A 19,944-nucleotide genomic window follows, 5' to 3' on the forward strand; every position below is an offset into this window, starting at 1 on the left:
GCCTTTGCTCATAAAACACCTCTAATTAGAAGTTACAATGTAACTCATTGGGTGTCTAGCAAACTATGGGAAGTCCATTTCGCCTTTTAAACTCAATATTCTTACCTACAGTAGTTTCGCTTCTTTCTATATGAAACTCATAACCAAGAAAGTCAAATGAAGTTAGCTTGCCTTTTTTGTTCGGAGCTTTCTCTACTTGTGAAAAAAATACTTTATCACCCGTATTATGAAACTCCAAAACATGTGGCAATCCAGACTCAATTAGCTTTTGAGCCATCATACTTTTGTTTAAAGCTGGCGTAGAGATGACAATAATGTCATCTACGAATCTTGCGTAAAGAAGAACTTCTTTCAATGAACTGATATTGCTATCGAAGTTATACATCATAAGCTCCGATAGTGTAGAGCTTATACCAAGCCCCCTTGGTAAACCTTTTGCACCTATCACATTAAGCTCTTCGAAAAGTGATTCTAGAACTTTAAGTGACTTAGTGCTTAGAGTTGAGTCGGACTTGAGTTTTCTTAATATTTCTCTTCTGTCGAATGATTCATAAAATGACTTAATATCTAATCGATGAACCGAATAGTTGTATGAATCTTTAAGGTGAGAAAGCAGAAGTTGTATCGTAAACTTCCTGTCGTTACATCTAGTGCTGTAGTTTCTCTGAATGTTACTAACTAACAAATTGTGAGCCAGCAAAGCCTTGGGTTTACTAATTGTCCACGCGTCTTTTCCCTTGACTTTTAAATTACTAATAGCACCGTTCCAAATGGCGTTAGATTTAATATCTGAAGCTGACAATGTTGCTATAGATTCGAGGGTTGTATGGTCTTTAAAATCATCTATTTTGATGAGGTTTCTATATCTAACAGCCTTTCTTAAGTTTCCTGCAACATATGCTTTTTCATTCACACGACCTCCTTATCCCGCATATAAAGCGTAATTTTCCTGAACCAAAATATTTATCAGAGCTTCACACTCTTAAAATTGTTATGCACAACATACTAAACTCGTTGCAATTTCACCACAAAAAACCTTAGATAGATTGTCTTCGATGCAATTTCAATTGTCTTCGTTTTAATTAGCCCAAATCATACTTATGCATATTGCCCACATGCAAACCCACAGCTCCACGCATACTGGAAGTTGTAACCCCCAAGCCAACCCGTTACATCGGTTACTTCGCCTATAAAATATAAGCCTTTGGCTTTTTTAGCTTCAAAGGTTTTAGAGCTCAGCTCATCGGTATCAACGCCGCCCAAAGTTACCTCGGCGGTACGATAGCCCTCTGTGCCATTAGGTTTTATTTGCCATGCGTGAATATAGCTTGCTAACTCATCTATTTGAGCATGGGTAAGCTGATTAATATTACAATCTGGAATAGCTTTGCTGTCGTGCAGTATGTCTATAAAGCGTTTGGGTAAAATAGTCGCAAGGCTGTTTTTTAATGATTTTTGGGCTTGTGTTTCTCGCCAATCAGCCAGCTGCTGTTTTAAATCGAGATCAGGGAGCAAGTTTATGCTTACTGCCTGCCCTGCTCGCCAAAATGAGCTTATTTGCAATATCGCAGGCCCCGATAAACCTCGGTGAGTAAACAAAATATTCTCTTTAAATACAGTGCCGTCTTCGCTAGACACTTCGCACGGTATACTAATTCCTGAAAGCCCTTCAAAGCGTTCTTTATCGTGTTGATGCAAAGTAAATGGCACAAGCGCCGCCATGGTAGGTAGTACGTTTAAGCCAAACTGCTCTGCAATTTTATAGCCTATAGGAGTGGCGCCAAGCTTGGGCATTGTTAAACCGCCCGATGCGATAACTAGCGATTCACAAGTAAGTGTTTCTTGCTCAGTGGTAACACGGTAGCCAATGTCGGTTTTAGCCACATTTAACACTTCGCTGCGCAATTTAATATTAACACCAGCCCACTCGCATTCGGTAAGTAGTATATCGACTATATCTTGCGCGCTGTTATCGCAAAACAGCTGGCCTAAGGTTTTATGATGGTATGCCAAGCCGTGGCGATCCACCAGCTCAATAAAATCGTGTTGGGTATAGCGGCTTAAGCACGACTTAACAAAGTGAGGGTTACTGCATAAGTAGTTTTCTGGACTGGCATTTTCATTGGTAAAATTACAACGCCCACCACCACTTATTAAAATTTTTCGACCAGGCTTTTTGCCCATATCAAGCACTGTAACGCTACGCCCGCGATAACCTGCCTGTGCTGCACCCATTAATCCGGCTGCACCGGCGCCAATCACAATTACATCTACTTGATTCATTACTTCGCCCTACTCAAAAATTTGCCCGATTATAGCAAAGTTTGTTTAAACACTCTGAATAGAATTTATTATTAAGTTTATAGCAACAAATGTAACCAAGGCTAGTTATGGGCTTTTCTAAACAGTGTAAAAATAACAACCCTTTATACTTATTTTTGTTTTATATGATAAATACTAAACAACGACAAAGGCACCGTACACCTAGGTTATAACTAAAAGAAATAGGTACATAAGCAATTATTATTTTAAAGAAATTAACAGATCATTTACCTTTGTTTCTGTTTCGTAATTTAATATTACGAACTAACTAATAACAACTAGGGATAATTATGACAACAAGTAAATCATTTAAGCGTTGCGCTATCGCGCTCACTATTAGTACGGTATTTGCAGCATCTGCAAGTGTTGCCCAAGATGTGTCTACCTCTATGGCAGAAACCACAGCCAAACTACAAAGCCAATCGGGTTTTGAAACTCAGTTTATTATTAAGTACAAAAATAGCGCGAACGATATGCTAAGCACCTCGTCTGCTGACGCAAGCCCTGCAAATATGAAAAAGCGTGCTCAACGCTTTGTAAAAAATTTCGCTTCTAAAAAAGGTAAAGTAAAGGCGAAGTACATCCGTGCAATGGCGCTTAATAACCACCACGTTATGCGCGCAGATAAAAAACTGAGCGCTGCAGAAGCACAAGAATTTATGCAAGAAATGGTTGATTCTGGCAATGTTGAATACATTGAAGTGGATCAAATGTTAAAACCATTTGCAACGCCTAACGACCCTCGTTACGGCGACCAATGGCACTACTACGAGCAAGCGGGAGGCCTAAACTTACCAACCGCATGGGATACTGCAACAGGCAGTGGCGTAGTGGTTGCGGTACTTGATACTGGCTACCGCCCTCATGTTGATTTAAATGCTAACATTTTACCGGGTTACGATATGATCTCTAACCTATCGGTAGCAAACGATGGCGGCGGTCGCGACAGTGACGCACGCGATCCGGGCGATGCTGTAGCTGCTGGCGAATGTGGAAATAACGGCGCACAAGGCTCAAGCTGGCACGGTACGCACGTAGCAGGTACGGTTGCGGCTGTTACTAATAACGGTGAAGGTGTTGCCGGTGTGGCTTATGGCGCTAAAGTTGTGCCTGTGCGTGTTCTTGGTAAGTGTGGTGGTTTAACGTCAGACATTGCTGATGGCATTATTTGGGCATCTGGCGGAAGTGTATCGGGCATTCCTGCCAACTCAAACCCTGCTGATGTAATTAACATGAGCTTAGGTGGCAGCGGCTCGTGTAGCTCTACCACACAAAACGCAATTAACACGGCACGCAGCAACGGTGCAGTCGTGGTTATTGCTGCCGGTAATGATAACGATAACTCAGCAAACTATAACCCAGGTAACTGTAGTGGCGTTGTTAATGTTGCCTCTGTTGGACGTAACGGCGGACGAGCATATTATTCAAACTATGGTAGCAATATTGATGTTGCAGCGCCGGGCGGCGCACAAAGCTTTGCAAACGACTCTGAAGGCGTTTTATCAACCTATAATTCAGGCTCGTCTACACCTTCAAGCGATAACTATGCGTTCTCTCAAGGTACATCAATGGCGGCGCCTCATGTTGCCGGTGTTGCAGCCCTGATAAAGCAGGCTAAACCAAATGCTACTCCAGATGAAATAGAAAGTATTTTAAAATCGACCACCCGCTCATTCCCAGCAACGTGTACAAGTTGTGGTACAGGTATTGTAGATGCAGCAGCCGCTGTAGCCGCAGCAAGTGGCGGTACACCACCTCCTACCGGTGGCGATAGCGAACTGACAGATGGCGAAGCCAAAACAGGCTTAAGCGGCGCTGCAAGTTCACAAGCGTATTACACGATGACAGTACCAAGTGGCGCAACGAATGTTACATTCACAATGAGTGGCGGTAGCGGCGATGCAGATTTATACGTACGCGCAGGCAGCCAACCAACTACCTCAAGCTACGATTGTCGTCCGTACAAAGGCGGTAATAGCGAAGAGTGTTCTATTGATAACCCAACCGCTGGTACATACCATGTAATGCTTCGTGGCTACTCGGCTTATTCTGGCGTTAGTTTAGTGGGTAATATTACAGGTGGTTCTACAGGTGGCGGTTCAACTACACCAGAAGCCGGTGGCGGCACGGTGAGCGATGTAACGGCTACAACAGGTAACTGGAAGCACTATACCTTAGATGTGCCAGCAGGAATGAGCACATTTACAGTCACCACCTCAGGTGGTACAGGTGATGCTGACTTATTTGTTAAGTTTGGCAGCCAACCTACCGCATCTAGCTACGATTGTCGTCCTTATAAAAACGGCAACGCAGAAACATGTACGTTTAGCAATCCGCAAGCGGGTACGTGGCATTTAAGCGTTAACGCTTACAGAACCTTTTCGGGTTTAACATTAAGTGGCCAATACCAGCCATAATTAAAAAGGCCCTAAGTGCATGCACTTAGGGCTTTAATAATGCGATTATAGTTTTTCTAACACAGACTCAGCACGGCTTACTGAAAACTCTTTGTCTTTTTCAACAAACAGTCCTGTTACTACATTATCGTCGACTACCATTGCATAGCGAGTAGAGCGTGTTCCACCAAAACTGCCGGTGTCTTTATCAAGCCCTAATGCTTTAGTAAAACTGCCATCGCCATCTGCTAACATATCGATTTGTTGGGCATTTTGAGATTCTCCCCATGCTTTCATTACAAAAGCATCGTTAACCGATACACAGTAAATTGCCGCAATACCTTTTGCTTTAATTTTATCACTAAGGGTTATAAATTCAGGTAAATGCGCATTTGAACAGGTAGGCGTAAATGCACCCGGTACAGCAAAAAGCACAACCTTTTTACCATTAAAAAGCTCAGCGTTAGTGTGAGTTTGCATGCCTTCGTCTGTTAGCTGCGTTAATGTAACTGCGGGTAACGTTTGACCTTGTTCAATCATGATAAATCCTTAAAGCATTTGATTAATGAGCCTACAGTATAACGCTAATTACCTTTGTGTTAGCAGGTATTTACAAACCAAGGTTTACTTTTATGGTTTGCATTTGCTGTTGTAACTGGCTATGAATATCGTCAACAAGTAAGCTTGATTCGCTTACTTGGCCTTTCATACTTTGCATTGACTGGCTAAAGTTATCTAGCAAATTACTTTGCTGTTTAGCCAGCTCCATGGCCTCAAAGGCCACTTTGTTGGCTTGCTGAGCGTTATCGGCCACGCCCTCTGAGTTTACTTTTAGCTCTTGCGCGTTTTGTGTTTGCGACTGCGCGCCATCTGCTAAGGCCGCAATTTGTGTAGATACTGTGCCCGACTTTTCGCTCAGTAGTGTGAGCTGCTCATTAATATCGCTCAATGAGCCTTGAGTTTGGCGGGCAAGCTGGCGTACTTCATCAGCTACAACAGCAAAGCCTCGGCCATGCTCGCCAGCACGTGCTGATTCAATTGCTGCATTTAACGCTAATAAGTTTGTTTGATCGGCAATATTGCGGATCACTTCAATAATTTGCCCAACGCCTTCAACCCCCGCGAGCAGCTCTTGTAGGTTTTGCATACTTTGCTCAACCCGTGTTTGCATATCTGAGCTGGCACTTAGCATGCTTTGTGCAAAGCCTAAACTTTGCTCCATTGCATTAAAAGTGTGTTGGGCGTTATCAGCCACTTGGGCATTAATATTATTTACCTGCTCGCCAATTTGTTGAATATCAGCAAGCAAATGTTGGTTTTGCTCCACTTGCCCATGACTTGTAGACGCTTTTTGACTAATAGTTTGCAAATGCTCACTCATTTGCTGCATAAAATCATTTACCACTTTTAGCATTTGGGCACGCTCTTGTGCCTCTTTGCGCTGTCGCTCAATTAATAAATTAAAGTAACTGGCTATTTCGCCAACCTCTGTTTTTGGGTTCTTACTTTCAATGTTTTTCAGCTCGTTACTTTCAATTAAAAAGGCAAACCCGTCTCTGAGTTGCCTTAATGGGTTGAGCACTTGGTTACGCTGCACAATATAAACACCCGCGGCTAGCATCACCAAAGCGCCAATAGCAAAGCAAAATACCCAAAATACGTTTTCTTTAAGCGCCCCTTGTGCGTGTTTTAGTTGCTGCTCTGCATTGATAACGGTTTTAGAGAGCAAGCTAATTTGCTCACGCAATTCATTGGTGCCCGCTTCACGTTGCTGGGCTTGCGCTAATGTACTGGCTAAATCACGGGGGTAGCGGTTAGGCCAGCTGGTAATTTCAGATTTTATTTCATCGGCCAAATCTTCAGCTTCTTCGTCAAAAAATAAGGCATCTTCGTCAACTTCGCTCATAACACCTAAATTAGGGAGTTGCTCTATTTTGGCTGCTAACGCATTTAAATTAGCAATACTTTGCTGCAAACTTTGTTCAGTATTGCTGTCGTAACTTACGATTAGTTGATAAGTAAATAAGGCAAGGTTGGTCACCTCATTATAGTAATCAGCGCCAAGTGTGTAATAAGCTTGCGCATCGCTATTTTGATTAGGGGATTTTTTTGCATAACCAATCAGTGACGAGGCTGAGCCGGCCATTTGGCGAATTGCATTATCAAGTAACGCCGTTTCGTTGCCCGACAATTTACCCAGCGCTCTGTACTTACCTTTAATATCGGTATCTAACGTGCTGAGCTGATCATTTAATTGCTCGGCAAGTACCGAGGGGAGTACTGCGAGTTGCTGTGTTTTTACTTGTTCAATTAGGGCTGATGATTGATTTAAGTATTGGCTATCACCTTGTTCTAGATAACTGCCTAAGTCACCGGCTAAATCCACTAAAATTGTGTTTTTTAATTTACTGTATGCGCTGTCTTGTTGCTCAAGCTTAAGTAAAGTTTGGCTTGCCCAAAATAGTGTGATGGCTAATAAAATACTTGCCAATGTTAACAGTATGGCTAACAGCCGAGTAAAAGATGATACGCGCATAAATAACAACCCCTATTGTTTAAGCGCGTAGACTATTAACTATTTATGACAATTTTATGTAACTCAGGGAAAACACGTATATTTGCCCCAAATATACGAGTAAAGGCTTAGCGAATACAGCGCCTTTATTAAACCAACCGACTTAATTTATATGCTATTAAAGATACGAAACGCAGGTTAATTACAAGGTGAGAGTTTCATCACTTGGGTGTGCAAATTAAAATAGGCTTAATACAGCTATCACCATTACTAAAGCGCTGCGTATTAGCTAACGCCAGGCACAAAAAAACCGCGACCAGCGCGGTTTTTATTTTATTGTGTTAATTAAAGGCCTGCACGGTCTTTAATTACAGCAATTAACGGTGAGCCACCGTGGCCATTGCCTTCGGCCCATGCTATATCAGCGCCATCAGACAGTGCGCTTTTTGATAAGTTTTTAACTATGTACTCGCCCGAGTCAACAGCGTTACTAACTACAGCATGGCGAAGTAAATTATTACCATTACATTGAATAGCATCGTAAATATTGCGAATTTTTACACGTGAGCTTTTTAGTTTACTACGTAAACGGTTTTTATCATCAGCTGCGATATATTCACAAATAGATACTGCTAATTGATCATTGGCTTTAGCAGGCACGGTATACATTAACGACCCAGCAGCAACGGCTGTAATAACAATTAGCTTTGACAATTTAAACATGGAACACCCTTTATGGTACTTTTTACCTATATTAATTGTCTAATATTGTACCAACCTACTGTAAGTTTCGCAATAATGTTAATCTTTTTTATATAAGGTTACGAATTTATAACTATATGGATTCTTTTCATCGGGTTTATTTGCCTGTTCGTCGACGTTTTTCCACGTTGCTACCGCTTGGTAATCTGGAAACTGCGTATCCCCTTCAACCTCTAAATCTATAAAGGTTAAATATAAACGATCGGCACTTGGTAAAAACTGCTGATAAATATTACCACCGCCAATTATCATCACCTCTTCTTCGGCTTTAACCAGCTCTAGTGCAGCCTCTGTAGTAGAGACCGTCTCAATACCTTGAGCACTATACTGGCTATTACGGGTAATAATTATGTTGCGACGCCCAGGTAAAGGACGACCTATCGATTCAAATGTTTTACGCCCCATAACGACAGGTTTGCCTGTTGTTACCTTTTTGAAATGCTGTAGATCGGCGGGTAAATGCCACGGCATTTTATTATCAAGACCAATTACACGGTTATTTGCCATTGCGGCGATCATTGAAATTATCACATCAAATACCTAGTACTTTATTCTTAAAAAATAAAAAAGGAGCTTATGCTCCTTTTCAAAATATGTTTTTTATTAACGCTCGTAGACCACTTCTACATCGTAGTCGTCTTCATCCCAGTCGTCCCAATCATCATCATCGCCTTTGGTTGCTTTTTGATGGTAGGTATCCCACTTGAACTCAACTTCTTCGTCTTCAATCTCAACGAACTTCTCTTTAGGCATACTATCAAGTAATGCCATAATATCGTGAATTAATGGCTGAGTATTAAGCTTATTGACTGCTGAAATACGGTAAACGTTTTCTTCTTCACCTAGCTCTTGCGCAATTTGCTCACACAAAGCTTGCGCTTCATCTTCTGGTAATAAGTCTATTTTATTAAACACTAACCAGCGTGGCTTTTCAGCAAGCTTAGGGCTGTATTGGTGTAACTCGTTAATAATGGCAAATGCATTATCAACAGGGTTTGAACCATCAACAGGCATAACATCAATCACGTGTAACAATACACGACAACGCTCTAAATGCTTCAAAAAGCGAATACCTAGGCCAGCACCGTCTGAGGCACCTTCAATTAAGCCGGGAATATCGGCTATTACAAACGATTTGTTTGCCTCTGGGCGCACCACCCCTAAATTAGGAATTAGCGTGGTAAACGGGTAATCAGCTACTTTTGGCTTTGCTGCCGATACACTGCGAATAAACGTTGATTTACCTGCATTTGGCAACCCTAATAGGCCTACATCGGCAAGTAGCATAAGCTCTAATTTAAGGTTACGAACTTCGCCTGGAGTACCTAACGTTTTTTGACGTGGAGCACGGTTAGTACTTGATTTAAAACGTGCATTCCCCAAGCCATGGAAACCACCTTTTGCAACCACAATTTTTTGACCATGCTGCGTTAAATCGCCTAACGCCTCTTGAGTGTCAACGTCGGTAATACGTGTACCAACAGGTACTTTTACTACCAAGTCTTCGCCCTTTTTACCTGTACAGTTACGGCTTTGACCATTAGTACCACGCTCTGCACGGTGAAAACGCTCAAACTGGTAATCAATTAGGGTATTTAAGTTTTCATCAGCTTGTAGATAAACACTACCACCGTCTCCACCGTCACCGCCGTCCGGGCCACCGTCTGGTACATATTTTTCTCGACGGAAAGACACGACACCGCTGCCGCCGTCACCAGCTTCTGCGCGAATTTCTACTTCATCTACAAACTTCATGATTACTCACTTTAGGGATTGGCTTTAATTTAACTATTATATACCCAAGCCAACCTAAATGCAGGCTTGGGTATATATTTGACGTTTCTGAAAACAAAAAACCCCGCAAAGGCGGGGTTTTTTACTACCTTACTGATTACTCAGCTACGATAGTTACGTATTTACGGTTTAAAGGACCTTTTTGTTCAAATTGAACTTTACCATCTGCTTTTGCGAAGATAGTGTGGTCTTTACCGATACCTACGTTTGCGCCAGCGTGGAAACGAGTACCACGTTGACGAACAATGATGCTACCCGCTAGAACTGATTCGCCACCAAAACGCTTAACACCTAGGCGTTTGCTTTCTGAATCGCGACCGTTACGAGTACTACCAGCTGCTTTTTTATGTGCCATTTCTAAGTACCTCTAATTAAGCGCTAATGCCAGTGATTTTAACTTCAGTGAACCATTGACGATGGCCCATTTGCTTACGAGAATGCTTACGGCGTCTAAATTTAACAACCTTAATCTTCTCACCGCGACCATGTGAAACAACCTCAGCTGTTACTTTACCACCGTTTACGAACGGTACACCGATCTCGATTTTCTCACCATCAGCAACTAAAAGTACTGAATCAAATTCAACTGCTGCACCAGTTTCAACGTCTAATTTTTCAAGACGAATCGTTTGACCTTCAGTCACACGATGCTGTTTACCACCACTTTGGAAAACCGCGTACATAATTAACTCCGTCTGTGCGCCCTCAAATCGACGCAACTAAAATATTCTTCGATAGGGCGCGAAGTTTACGCTAATGCATAAAAACTAGCAAGCCTATTTTGTAATTAAAATGAATAAAAAGTAGCTGCATTGAGAGCAATTCAATATTTCCCCCATTTTATATTAAATTGCCCTGTTGCCAAGCGCTTTTTAGTGCAAAGACAAAATAAATTTACGTGTCGCTATGCCTACTCCAGAACCCATTGACTGCGCAATAAATAGTCGCCCTTTGAGTGTGAAATATACAATTAAATACCCTAATTAAGCCCTAATTAAGGTTTTTAACTCGGTTTTTTTAATGAATCGTCACAAAATATCGAGCTAGTGCTTTTTTTGTTGTACAATCGGCGCCGTTCACACATAAAAATTGGCTCGGAGATCAATGGATATAAAAGCTATCCAGGCGTTAATCGAAAGCGATATGAATGACGTCAATCAACTTATACACGCGCAAATGCGCTCAGATGTGGCGTTAGTCAATCAACTTGGTTTGTATATCGTTAACAGCGGCGGCAAACGCGTACGCCCGATGCTGGCAATATTGGCAGCAAGAGCTTTGGGTTACCAAGGTAAAGATCACATTACTTTGGCAACGATTGTTGAATTTATTCATACTGCAACACTATTACATGATGATGTTGTTGATGAATCTAACCTGCGCCGTGGTACACCGACTGCAAATGCCGAGTTTGGTAATGCTGCCAGCGTGCTGGTTGGGGATTTTATTTACACCCGCTCGTTTCAACTTATGGTGGGGCTGGGCAAAATGCAAATTATGCAAGTGCTTGCTGATGCCACCAACGTGATTGCTGAGGGCGAAGTATTGCAACTTATGAATTGCAACGACCCTAATACCACCGAAGCAAGTTACATGCAGGTTATTTACTCTAAAACAGCTAAATTATTTGAAGCTGCTACAGGGCTTGCAGCTATTATTACCGAGCAAGATAACAGTGTGTTAGATGCGCTTAATTTATATGGTATGCACTTAGGTACTGCTTTTCAGTTAGTTGATGACGTGCTTGATTACAACGCGGACGCTGACCAATTAGGTAAAAATATTGGTGATGATTTAGCAGAAGGTAAGCCAACCTTACCGCTAATATATGCGATGAAGCACGGCAGTGATCAGCAAAGAGCCCTTATTCGCGATGCCATTGAGCATTGCAATGGTATGGATAACCTTGAGGCTATTTTAACGGCACTTAAACAAACCAACGCACTTGAATTTACAATGCAAAAGGCGCAGCAAGAAGCAGACAAGGCCATTGCCTGTTTAGACTTTTTAGCAGAGTCGCAGTACAAGCAAGCGTTAATCAGCTTAGCGCGTATAGCTGTAGAGCGAGATCACTAACTTTGCAGCCTCCCTTAATTAGTATTTAAGGGCCATAATTTTCGAGCAATAAAAAAGCCTGCATAAGCAGGCTTTTTTGTGCATAACTTGGCTATTACGCCATAAAATCAACACCTTCTTTGATGTCTTTTTTCAGAGTTTCAAGCATGTCGTTTTTAGCTTTTTCTTCAAATGCGCTTAGCTCGCCGTAAGAAAGAATTTCTTCTACGCCGTTTGTGCCTAAACGTACTGGGTGAGCAAAGTACTCTGCATCGCCATTTTCAACAGCAACGTATGCGTAATCTACTACGTCTTCACCTTGTAGGCCTTTAACTAAAGACATACAAAAACGTGCTGCTGCAGCACCCATAGATAATGTAGCTGAACCACCGCCCGCTTTAGCATTTACTACTTCAGTACCTGCATTTTGGATGCGTGGAGTAAGTGTAGCTACTTCTTCTTCAGTGAAGTTCACGCCTTCAACTTGAGAAAGTAGAGGAAGAATAGTTGTGCCAGAGTGGCCACCAATTACTGGTACTTTAACGGTTGCTACGTCTACGCCTTTAAGCTCAGCAACAAATGCTTCTGAACGAATTACGTCAAGCGTAGTGATACCGAATACGCGCTTAGCGTCGTAAGTACCTGCTTTTTTGAATACTTCAGCAACAATTGGCACAGTGCCGTTTACTGGGTTAGTGATAACACCCACTAACGCTTTAGGACAGCTAGCGACAATGCCTTCTGCTAATGTTTTGATGATACCTGCGTTTACGTTAAATAAATCCGCACGATCCATACCTGGTTTACGTGGCATACCCGCTGGGATAAGTACGATATCACACCCTTCAAGCGCTTTATTTAAATCGTCTGCGCCAAAACCTGCTACTTTAACATCTGTAGGGATGTGAGATAGGTCAACCGCAACACCTGGTACAACTGGTGCAACATCGTAAAGTGATAATTCAGAACCAGCTGGTAAGCCTGTTTTTAATAATAAAGACAACGCTTGACCGATACCGCCTGCAGCACCTAATACAGCAACTTTCATTGGAATTCTCCGTAATTTGAGGTAGGAAATATTTGTGGCTCTTAAGATAATGAAATTAGCGACTAAAAACAAATTTATCCTGCTTATTTCAGGTATATTTTCGACCATAGTTGTAAACTTTGTTGGTTTATCGCAGCAAACTGGCAAGTTAACTAAACAACTGCTGCATAATTATTCATTTTTGTGTAGAATTTGCATTATAAATAACAAAAATGAATAAAGACTATGCAACCACAAGACAAACAAGAAGCGCTGGTAAAAGCGTTTAAAGCACTTTTAAAAGAAGAGAACTTTGGCTCGCAAGGCGAAATAGTCGAAGCATTAAAAGAGCAAGGCTTTGACAATATAAGCCAAAGTAAGGTGTCGCGCATGCTTAGCAAGTTTGGCGCTGTGCGTACCCGTAATGCTAAACAAGAAATGGTTTATTGCCTACCCGCAGAAATGGGCGTACCGACTGCTAAAAGCCCACTACGTCAGCTTGTTATTGATATTATGCATAACGAAATGATGATTATTATAACCACCAGCCCAGGCGCTGCGCAGTTAATTGCCCGCTTATTAGACTCACTAGGCAAAGCGGATGGTGTATTGGGCACAATTGCCGGAGATGACACTATTTTTATTGCGCCAGCAAAAATATCTGAAATAGACATTACACTAGAGCGCGTACGCATTTTATTTGATACGGTTTAAAGCTGTTTTAAAAAACTAACTGACGGCGCAAAAAACGCTGAGCCCATATCGGCTTGAGTAAAATCAAGCCAGTGGTCGTAACACTCCCCTTTTCCTATGCGGCTGTTAAGTACCTTTTCAAACGCACTTCCCGATGCAGAGCATGTAATACTTAGCATGCCTTGCTCGTAAACATCGCCATACGGCATGCTTTGGTTAAGCAGTATTGCTTGGCCGCTCTCATCTTTTAGCTCACTTCTAGTCGCGTGGCTAGTATCTACCTTTGGCTCAATTAAGGTGTTATCTAAACGTGTGCGCCCCATAATGTGTTCTTGCTCGCTTAGTGATAAATGCTGCCATACGCTCAGGTCATGCTTATAACGCTGTACATGAATATAGCTGCCTTGGTGTTCAAAGCTGTCGGGGTTATTAACCAGTGCCGTGATTCGTTTTTGGCGTCCATGTGGGGTGTCGCCTGCATAAATAAAGCCGTTAAAGTCTCGCCCATCTAAAAACCTAAAATTGCGAATTTGTTCAACCAGCTCTACATCGGGCGAAAACAACTTTAATATTTGCAATGCAAAAAGGTGATTAACATCTTCTCGGTCTGAGCGAATTTGTATGAATAAATCACATGGCTGTACGCGCATAACAAAATCACTGTGATTTATATTAGGAAAGCTTTGCAGCTCGCTTGGGATATATTCAGGTAGTATATGCGGCCAATATTGCGCGCCTATAGCCACCATGCAAGAGAGCATGGCTTCGGAGAACTGATCACTAAACTCTTCTTCAATTGCGCTTACGCGCTTAAGCTTTGCGCGCAATGACTCGTCTTGACCATCAAATACATTAAAAAATAAATGCAAACCGTGTAAGTTTGCTTCAGCACAAATCCCAGATTGCGCTTGCGCCATTGTTATTCCTTAGCTTTATAAAACACAGCGAATAACACATTTGTTATGATTCGAAAAAATTCACCGTGTGAGGTTTTATTTTTATTATAACCTGCTCATTTATTTCAAATGACTGGCCATATTGTGCGGCAACTTCAATCTCTTGCTCTGCAATTACAACAGTGTAAACATAAGCCGAGCCTATAAACCGACGGCTTAAAATGCTCACACCTTGAGGGTTATCGGCCTGCGTATTTTGCGCAAGCTCAATATGGTGTGGACGAATATACACCTGCCCTTTTATTGCACTGTGCGTATGCTCATGCTGCGATTGCACGACACCAAAAGGCGTTGTGTATTCAGTTGCCGTTAACACTTCTGCGCCTAAGTATATGCCCTGACCCAGAAACTCTGCAACCTCCTTTGTCTTTGGCACGGCAAAAAGCTGCTCTGGTGTACCTTGTTGGGCTATTTTTCCTTGGTGCATAATGGCTAGCGTGTCTGAAAACGCAAAGGCTTCTTCTTTTGAGTGGCTAACAAATACCGCAGAAACCTGCTGCGCCTTAATAATGCGCCTAATATCAGCAATTAACTCAAAGCGTACTTGTGTATCTATGTTCGAAAAAGGCTCATCAAGAAGCAATAAACTAGGCTTATAAGCCAAAGCCCGCGCAATAGCCACGCGTTGCTGCTGGCCGCCCGAGAGCTGATGAGGGTAGCGTTTTGCACACCCCGTTAAATGCACCAGCTCTAGCATTTCCTCTACCCGTTGCTGTTTTTGCACTTTGCTTACTTTACCCAGCCCAAACGCAATATTATCGGCCACACTGAGGTGCGGAAACAGGGCATAATCTTGAAACATCATCCCTATATTACGATGCTCTGGTGATACAAATGTATGCTTGTCGCTTACACATTTGCCATCTATAAATACACTACCTTCATTTATTTCAATAAGGCCAGCAATTGCTTTTAAGGTGGTTGTTTTACCGCAGCCGCTGGCTCCGAGCAAACACACAATTTCGTCTTGACCCACCGTTAAATCTAAATTGTGTAGCACGTGCGTGCCACTGTAGTGATAATCCACACCTTGTAAATTTAAACGGCTCATTTAACTGCGTTGCTCCATAGAACGATTAATAAAATACAAGGGGATCAACCCAACCAAAACAATAAATAAAGCGGAAATAGAAGCAAGCTCAAGCTGCTCATCGCTCACATATTGAAATACATGTGTGGCTAAACTTTCAAAGTCAAAAGGCCTTAATAGTAATGCAGCTGGCAGCTCTTTCATACACTCAATAAATACAAGCAATGCAGCTGTTAAAAGACCTCGACGTAATAAAGGAAGGTGCACTAAGCGCAGTGTTTGCCCTTGGCTTTTACCCATAGATTGGCTAGCCATATCCAGTGATGGACTAATACGTACAAAGCTCGATTCTATAGCACCGTGCGCAATGGCATAAAAGCGCACTAAGTAAGCCACTATAATAGTGATAATGCTACCGGTTAGTAATAAACCTATATCTAGGTTGTAGCTCTCAAGGGCTATATTTATTGAGTTTTCTAATGCGCTAAGCGGTAATAACACAGCAATAGCCAGTACCGTACCTGGCAGTGCATAGCCGGTGCTCGCTAAGCGACCAGGTATTAAAGAATAGCTCTGCTTTGCCACACGCTGATAAAAAACGATTAGTGTAGCGAGTATTATACTGGCTACGCTTACAATAATAGCTACTTGTAAACTTTGCCACGCGTAACTAAAAAATGCCGTGTTCCACGCTTTATCAAAGTAAGTTATTGCATAATTTAGCAATACCAACATAGGTATAATAAAAGCAATGAGCAAAATAACACTGCAAAATGACGTAGCCAGCCATGCTTGTTTACCTTCAAGTTTGTATAACGACTCGCTATTAACACCTGATTGACGCTCAAACACGGCTTGGTTACGCCGACTAAAGCGCTCGGCCATTAAAGCTAAAAACAGTAGTAACAACATAACGCCCGATATTTTCGCTGCAGCCGTGAGTGAGTAATAACCAAACCATGTATCGTACACCGCGGTGGTTAAGGTGCTCACTGCAAAGTAACTTACCGTTGCATAGTCGGCCATGGTTTCCATGCTTATGAGCGCAAGGGCTGCCACAATTGAGCCACGAGAAAGCACTATACTTACCTTAAAAAAGCTTTGCCAAGGCGATAAACCCATTAATTGACTAGCTTGCACTAACTTAAATGACTGCTCTCGCAATGCGGTTTTAAAAATTAAAAATAAATACGGATACAGCACAAGTGCAATCATTACAATAGCGCCGGGCAAAGTGCGAATATCAAAAAACCAATAATCCGTTGGCGAGTGCCAATCAAACCACTCTCTTAGGGCTATTTGCACAGGGCCTGCGTAATCTAGCAAATCGGTATACACATAGGCTATTAAATAGGTAGGCATTGCAAGGGGCAGCATAAGCGCCCATTCAAATTGCTTTTTGCCGGGGAAGGAGCAATACGCACTGAGCCAACCAAGCGGTAGCGCAATTGCACAGCTAAGCAGGCATACGCCAAAAATAAGCAGCACAGTATTAGTAATATAATCCCACAGCACGGTATCCCACAGATGAGAAAATACCTCTGAGTCGCCTTGTAAAGATTCATATATCAGAAAAAACAGCGGGGCCGACAATAAAAGCCCTGTCGACCAAGCAAAGAGCTGCCATTTAGACAGCTTAAATATAAAATTCATTAAAGGTCGAACTTCACCTCATCTATTAGCTTAAGGGCTAACGGACGATATTTACTGATCTCATCAAGTGCTAGGCCATCTTCTTTAAAGCTCCCCCAAGAGGCCACTAAACTTGATAGCTCAACACCTTGCTTAACCGGGTACTCCATATTTACAGAGGCATACATATTTTGTGCTTTGGTTTCGCTCATAAACTCAATAAGCTTAAGGGCATTATCAGGATTTTTTGCATATTTAGTAATGACAGCACCCGAAACATTTATGTGTGAGCCGCGATTTTGCTGATTAGGAAAATTAATATAAACAGACTCAGCCCACGCTTTTTGCTCGTCGTCTTGAAGCATTTTGCCAAGGTAGTAACTATTACCTAAAGCAAGATTACACAAACCTTCTTTTACCGCTTTTACTTGTGCGCGATCGTTACCTTGTGGCTTACGTGCTAAATTAGCTTTAACACCTTCTAACCATGTTTTAGTTTTTTCCTCGCCGTGATGAGCAATCATCGAAGCAACTAAGCCAAGGTTATAAGGATGCTTGCCAGAGCGTGTACAAATTTGTCCTTTATACTGTGGGTTAGCCAAATCTTCGTAGGTGAGTTCAGGTAATGCACCTAGGCGCTCTTTTGATGAATACACATTACGAACCCGCTTAGTTAATGCCACCCACTGCCCGTCGCTATCTCTATACGACGCAGGAATATTGCTTTTAATGCGATCACTTTTAATACTTTGCGTTAAATTGAGATCTTCTAGCTGAATAAGCGCACTAAAATTAGATGTTAATACTAAATCGGCTTTACTGTGTTTTCCTTCACGCTTAACACGCTCTATTAACCCTTTTTTTGCAAAAACCACATTCGTTTTAATGCCTGTTTGCTTAGTGAAGTCAGTTAAAATAGGTTGAATTAAAAACGGTTGACGAAAAGAGTAAATATTAACAACATCGCTCGCAAACGCAGGCGAAGCGCTAATAATACAAGTAAGTATAGCCAGTGCAGTTCTCATATCAATTTACCTAAATAGTAATTATTTACAGGGGATTTTATCGTGATAAGTGAAAATATACACTCTTTACATAAATGTAAATAAGTAATTAATGACCAAAAGGGAAATACCGCGTAAGACATCTCTTACAGAGCTGACAGCTAATGAGTAAAAAAACCTATAACAACCCAGAAAAACCAACCTAAACACTTGTTTTTATTTAATTTTTTATAAATACTCATTTTTTATAAGTAAATCCATAGCCGTTTTAACCTATTTTAGTTGCACCAGCACGCTACAATTACTACATCAACCAAGCAGTGATGCTTATCGAGTAAAAGGAAATGGACTGCTTACTCGAACAACCAATGATTAGGTTACTACGGACAACACGGAAATTAGGACAGGCTCAGGATGAGTATCGCAATGGATTGTTGCACAAAGGAACGTATCAGGACGATACAGCAAGGATAACAACAGCGGATAGTTGTTTAACAGGATGTGATAGGAATTAAATGGACAGGCCCTTGAGGCAACACAATGGAATTGTAAATTAATGGACTGCACTAGGATGTGCCAAAAGGAATAGGTAATAGTTTTTACCACTACAGGATGTACAGGGATTTAAAGGAGATAGGCCCGGATAGCCTAAATTACATAGAACTAAAAAGTAATATCGTAATCACATGGATAAGTAAAAATTGGAGTTGATTAAGTTCAATTGCAGGATGCAAAATTAGAAGATTCCGCAAGCGCGCCTAGAGATAGAGCGCGCTTTTCTTTGCCTAAAATTAAGTTACTGTGGCCTGCCCTTATTTCGCTTACCAAGTAAGTACGCATCACGAAATTTTATAAAGTGCTGTTCAAGCTTTAAGGCGGCATCTTGCTCACCTGCGAGCGCTAACACCATAATGCCTACTTCAGCAGTGCCTAACTGGTATGCGTGAGGTGCAACGCGTAAACGGTAATCTGATAGTTTATCAGCGGTGATCGACAACACCGGTAGGTTATCTAGGTACGGGCTTTTGCGGATCATTTTTTTAGCTTCGCGCCAGGTGCCATCTAAAAATATAAATAATGGCTTTTTGCCAGGCTCAATGTTTACTTCGGTGGTTGCCCTGCCCGGCTCTACATCTTCAGCTGGAAATATCACCATAGGTTGATAATCAGCGTTGTTTAATAAAGCTAATAGCTCAGCGCTTGGCTCTGTTCTGTCCCATCTAAATGCATAGTTGTCAGGGACTATTTCAGCAATTAAACGCCCTGTGTTTGACGGTTTAAAGCTTTCATTATGATACATTAATAAACACACGCCAGCATCGCACTGCGCTTGTTCTACCCCCTCACATATACAGTAATGCTTAGCAATTAAACACTGCTCACAGCGATCCATTTTGCCGCCACGGGCATTAAATTCGCGGCGCGATTCGCTGATTTGCTGAGCACGCAAAACTAATACTGAGTTATGTTGGGGATTTTTCAAGGGGGCTATTACCTAAAATTTGTTCGGCGCGTATTGTAGCTAAAATAAAAGGGAATAGATATCAGCTATCAGCTATCAGCTATCAGCTATCAGCTATCAGCTATCAGCTATCAGCTATCAGCTATCAGCTATCAGCTATCAGCTATCAGCTATCAGCTATCAGCTATCAGCTATCAGCTATCAGCTATCAGCTATCAGCTATCAGCTATCAGCTATCAGCTATCAGCTATCAGCTATCAGCTATCAGCTATCAGCTATCAGCTATCAGCTATCAG

At 41.8% G+C, this 19,944-nt stretch carries 18 protein-coding genes; 3 read left to right on the forward strand and 15 right to left on the reverse strand.

What is annotated here, in order from left to right:
• Positions 1-55: 55 nt before the first annotated feature.
• Both drt3a and MTF68_RS19375 read right to left on the reverse strand, forming a co-directional pair.
• The gene (gene drt3a, locus MTF68_RS19370) at positions 56-913 is read right to left on the reverse strand and encodes an antiviral reverse transcriptase Drt3a (RefSeq protein WP_248463384.1); all 858 of its coding nucleotides are present in this window, start codon (positions 911-913) and stop codon (positions 56-58) included.
• Between the two features lie 185 nt (positions 914-1,098).
• The gene (locus tag MTF68_RS19375) at positions 1,099-2,283 is read right to left on the reverse strand and encodes an NAD(P)/FAD-dependent oxidoreductase (RefSeq protein ID WP_248463386.1); all 1,185 of its coding nucleotides are present in this window, start codon (positions 2,281-2,283) and stop codon (positions 1,099-1,101) included.
• A 329-nt stretch (positions 2,284-2,612) separates the two neighbouring features.
• Here MTF68_RS19375 and MTF68_RS19380 point away from each other — a divergent pair, with 329 nt between their 5' ends.
• Positions 2,613-4,739 (forward strand): S8 family peptidase, encoded by a 2,127-nt coding sequence (locus MTF68_RS19380; protein WP_248463388.1) that lies wholly within the window; start codon positions 2,613-2,615, stop codon positions 4,737-4,739.
• A gap of 45 nt (positions 4,740-4,784) precedes the next feature.
• Here the strand turns inward: MTF68_RS19380 and MTF68_RS19385 are convergent, their stop codons facing one another.
• From MTF68_RS19385 to rplU, 7 genes are all read right to left on the reverse strand, one after another.
• Positions 4,785-5,258, reverse strand: a complete 474-nt coding sequence (locus MTF68_RS19385) for a peroxiredoxin (RefSeq protein ID WP_029773342.1) — start codon at positions 5,256-5,258, stop codon at positions 4,785-4,787.
• 70 nt (positions 5,259-5,328) lie between these two features.
• Positions 5,329-7,254, reverse strand: a complete 1,926-nt coding sequence (locus tag MTF68_RS19390) for a methyl-accepting chemotaxis protein (protein WP_248463389.1) — start codon at positions 7,252-7,254, stop codon at positions 5,329-5,331.
• 324 nt (positions 7,255-7,578) lie between these two features.
• Positions 7,579-7,956 carry a DUF3718 domain-containing protein gene (locus MTF68_RS19395; protein WP_004587925.1) on the reverse strand — a complete coding sequence of 126 codons (378 nt, stop codon included), beginning with the start codon at positions 7,954-7,956 and terminating at the stop codon, positions 7,579-7,581.
• 78 nt (positions 7,957-8,034) lie between these two features.
• Complete coding sequence (gene folA, locus MTF68_RS19400) at positions 8,035-8,526, reverse strand: type 3 dihydrofolate reductase (protein WP_248463390.1); 492 nt, start codon at positions 8,524-8,526, stop codon at positions 8,035-8,037.
• 72 nt (positions 8,527-8,598) lie between these two features.
• Positions 8,599-9,750, reverse strand: coding sequence for an Obg family GTPase CgtA (gene cgtA / locus MTF68_RS19405; protein ID WP_004587923.1), 1,152 nt, complete (start codon positions 9,748-9,750; stop codon positions 8,599-8,601).
• Positions 9,751-9,886: 136 nt separating this feature from the next.
• Positions 9,887-10,144, reverse strand: a complete 258-nt coding sequence (rpmA, locus tag MTF68_RS19410; RefSeq protein ID WP_004587922.1) for a 50S ribosomal protein L27 — start codon at positions 10,142-10,144, stop codon at positions 9,887-9,889.
• 16 nt (positions 10,145-10,160) lie between these two features.
• Entirely contained in the window at positions 10,161-10,472 is a 312-nt protein-coding gene (rplU, locus tag MTF68_RS19415) for a 50S ribosomal protein L21 (RefSeq protein ID WP_004587921.1), read from the reverse strand.
• Positions 10,473-10,893: 421 nt separating this feature from the next.
• Between rplU and ispB the strand changes: the two genes are divergently transcribed.
• Positions 10,894-11,865, forward strand: a complete 972-nt coding sequence (gene ispB / locus MTF68_RS19420) for an octaprenyl diphosphate synthase (protein WP_054982281.1) — start codon at positions 10,894-10,896, stop codon at positions 11,863-11,865.
• Between the two features lie 94 nt (positions 11,866-11,959).
• On the opposite strand, the gene mdh is transcribed toward ispB, so the two are convergent.
• Positions 11,960-12,892: a malate dehydrogenase gene (mdh, locus tag MTF68_RS19425; RefSeq protein ID WP_248463391.1), complete on the reverse strand. Its 933-nt coding sequence runs from the start codon at positions 12,890-12,892 to the stop codon at positions 11,960-11,962.
• Between the two features lie 225 nt (positions 12,893-13,117).
• Between mdh and argR the strand changes: the two genes are divergently transcribed.
• Complete coding sequence (gene argR, locus MTF68_RS19430; RefSeq protein ID WP_004587918.1) at positions 13,118-13,585, forward strand: transcriptional regulator ArgR; 468 nt, start codon at positions 13,118-13,120, stop codon at positions 13,583-13,585.
• On the opposite strand, the gene MTF68_RS19435 is transcribed toward argR, so the two are convergent.
• From MTF68_RS19435 to MTF68_RS19455, 5 genes are all read right to left on the reverse strand, one after another.
• Positions 13,582-14,481: a Dyp-type peroxidase gene (locus MTF68_RS19435; RefSeq protein ID WP_004587917.1), complete on the reverse strand. Its 900-nt coding sequence runs from the start codon at positions 14,479-14,481 to the stop codon at positions 13,582-13,584. The two genes, argR and MTF68_RS19435, sit on opposite strands and share 4 nt — an antisense overlap.
• Positions 14,482-14,524: 43 nt before the next feature.
• Complete coding sequence (locus tag MTF68_RS19440; RefSeq protein ID WP_248463392.1) at positions 14,525-15,571, reverse strand: ABC transporter ATP-binding protein; 1,047 nt, start codon at positions 15,569-15,571, stop codon at positions 14,525-14,527.
• Positions 15,572-17,203, reverse strand: coding sequence for an iron ABC transporter permease (locus MTF68_RS19445; protein ID WP_248463393.1), 1,632 nt, complete (start codon positions 17,201-17,203; stop codon positions 15,572-15,574).
• The gene (locus tag MTF68_RS19450) at positions 17,203-18,207 is read right to left on the reverse strand and encodes a Fe(3+) ABC transporter substrate-binding protein (RefSeq protein ID WP_248463394.1); all 1,005 of its coding nucleotides are present in this window, start codon (positions 18,205-18,207) and stop codon (positions 17,203-17,205) included. The genes MTF68_RS19445 and MTF68_RS19450 overlap by 1 nt, the downstream gene beginning before the upstream one ends.
• Positions 18,208-18,982: 775 nt before the next feature.
• Positions 18,983-19,669 carry a tRNA-uridine aminocarboxypropyltransferase gene (locus tag MTF68_RS19455; protein WP_029773351.1) on the reverse strand — a complete coding sequence of 229 codons (687 nt, stop codon included), beginning with the start codon at positions 19,667-19,669 and terminating at the stop codon, positions 18,983-18,985.
• Between the last annotated feature and the right edge of the window lie 275 nt (positions 19,670-19,944).

Origin of the sequence: Pseudoalteromonas sp. 2CM37A, from assembly GCF_023161885.1 — a bacterium.
In the GTDB taxonomy this organism is placed as follows: domain Bacteria; phylum Pseudomonadota; class Gammaproteobacteria; order Enterobacterales; family Alteromonadaceae; genus Pseudoalteromonas; species Pseudoalteromonas atlantica.

What these genes read in the sequence shown, in the direction of transcription:
- MTF68_RS19375 (WP_248463386.1), bottom strand. Translation starts at nt 2,283, where the DNA reads ATGAATCAAGTAGATGTAATTGTGATTGGCGCCGGTGCAGCCGGATTA.
- MTF68_RS19380 (WP_248463388.1), top strand. Translation starts at nt 2,613, where the DNA reads ATGACAACAAGTAAATCATTTAAGCGTTGCGCTATCGCGCTCACTATT.
- MTF68_RS19385 (WP_029773342.1), bottom strand. Translation starts at nt 5,258, where the DNA reads ATGATTGAACAAGGTCAAACGTTACCCGCAGTTACATTAACGCAGCTA.
- MTF68_RS19390 (WP_248463389.1), bottom strand. Translation starts at nt 7,254, where the DNA reads ATGCGCGTATCATCTTTTACTCGGCTGTTAGCCATACTGTTAACATTG.
- MTF68_RS19395 (WP_004587925.1), bottom strand. Translation starts at nt 7,956, where the DNA reads ATGTTTAAATTGTCAAAGCTAATTGTTATTACAGCCGTTGCTGCTGGG.
- cgtA (WP_004587923.1), bottom strand. Translation starts at nt 9,750, where the DNA reads ATGAAGTTTGTAGATGAAGTAGAAATTCGCGCAGAAGCTGGTGACGGC.
- rpmA (WP_004587922.1), bottom strand. Translation starts at nt 10,144, where the DNA reads ATGGCACATAAAAAAGCAGCTGGTAGTACTCGTAACGGTCGCGATTCA.
- rplU (WP_004587921.1), bottom strand. Translation starts at nt 10,472, where the DNA reads ATGTACGCGGTTTTCCAAAGTGGTGGTAAACAGCATCGTGTGACTGAA.
- ispB (WP_054982281.1), top strand. Translation starts at nt 10,894, where the DNA reads ATGGATATAAAAGCTATCCAGGCGTTAATCGAAAGCGATATGAATGAC.
- mdh (WP_248463391.1), bottom strand. Translation starts at nt 12,892, where the DNA reads ATGAAAGTTGCTGTATTAGGTGCTGCAGGCGGTATCGGTCAAGCGTTG.
- argR (WP_004587918.1), top strand. Translation starts at nt 13,118, where the DNA reads ATGCAACCACAAGACAAACAAGAAGCGCTGGTAAAAGCGTTTAAAGCA.
- MTF68_RS19435 (WP_004587917.1), bottom strand. Translation starts at nt 14,481, where the DNA reads ATGGCGCAAGCGCAATCTGGGATTTGTGCTGAAGCAAACTTACACGGT.
- MTF68_RS19440 (WP_248463392.1), bottom strand. Translation starts at nt 15,571, where the DNA reads ATGAGCCGTTTAAATTTACAAGGTGTGGATTATCACTACAGTGGCACG.
- MTF68_RS19445 (WP_248463393.1), bottom strand. Translation starts at nt 17,203, where the DNA reads ATGAATTTTATATTTAAGCTGTCTAAATGGCAGCTCTTTGCTTGGTCG.
- MTF68_RS19450 (WP_248463394.1), bottom strand. Translation starts at nt 18,207, where the DNA reads ATGAGAACTGCACTGGCTATACTTACTTGTATTATTAGCGCTTCGCCT.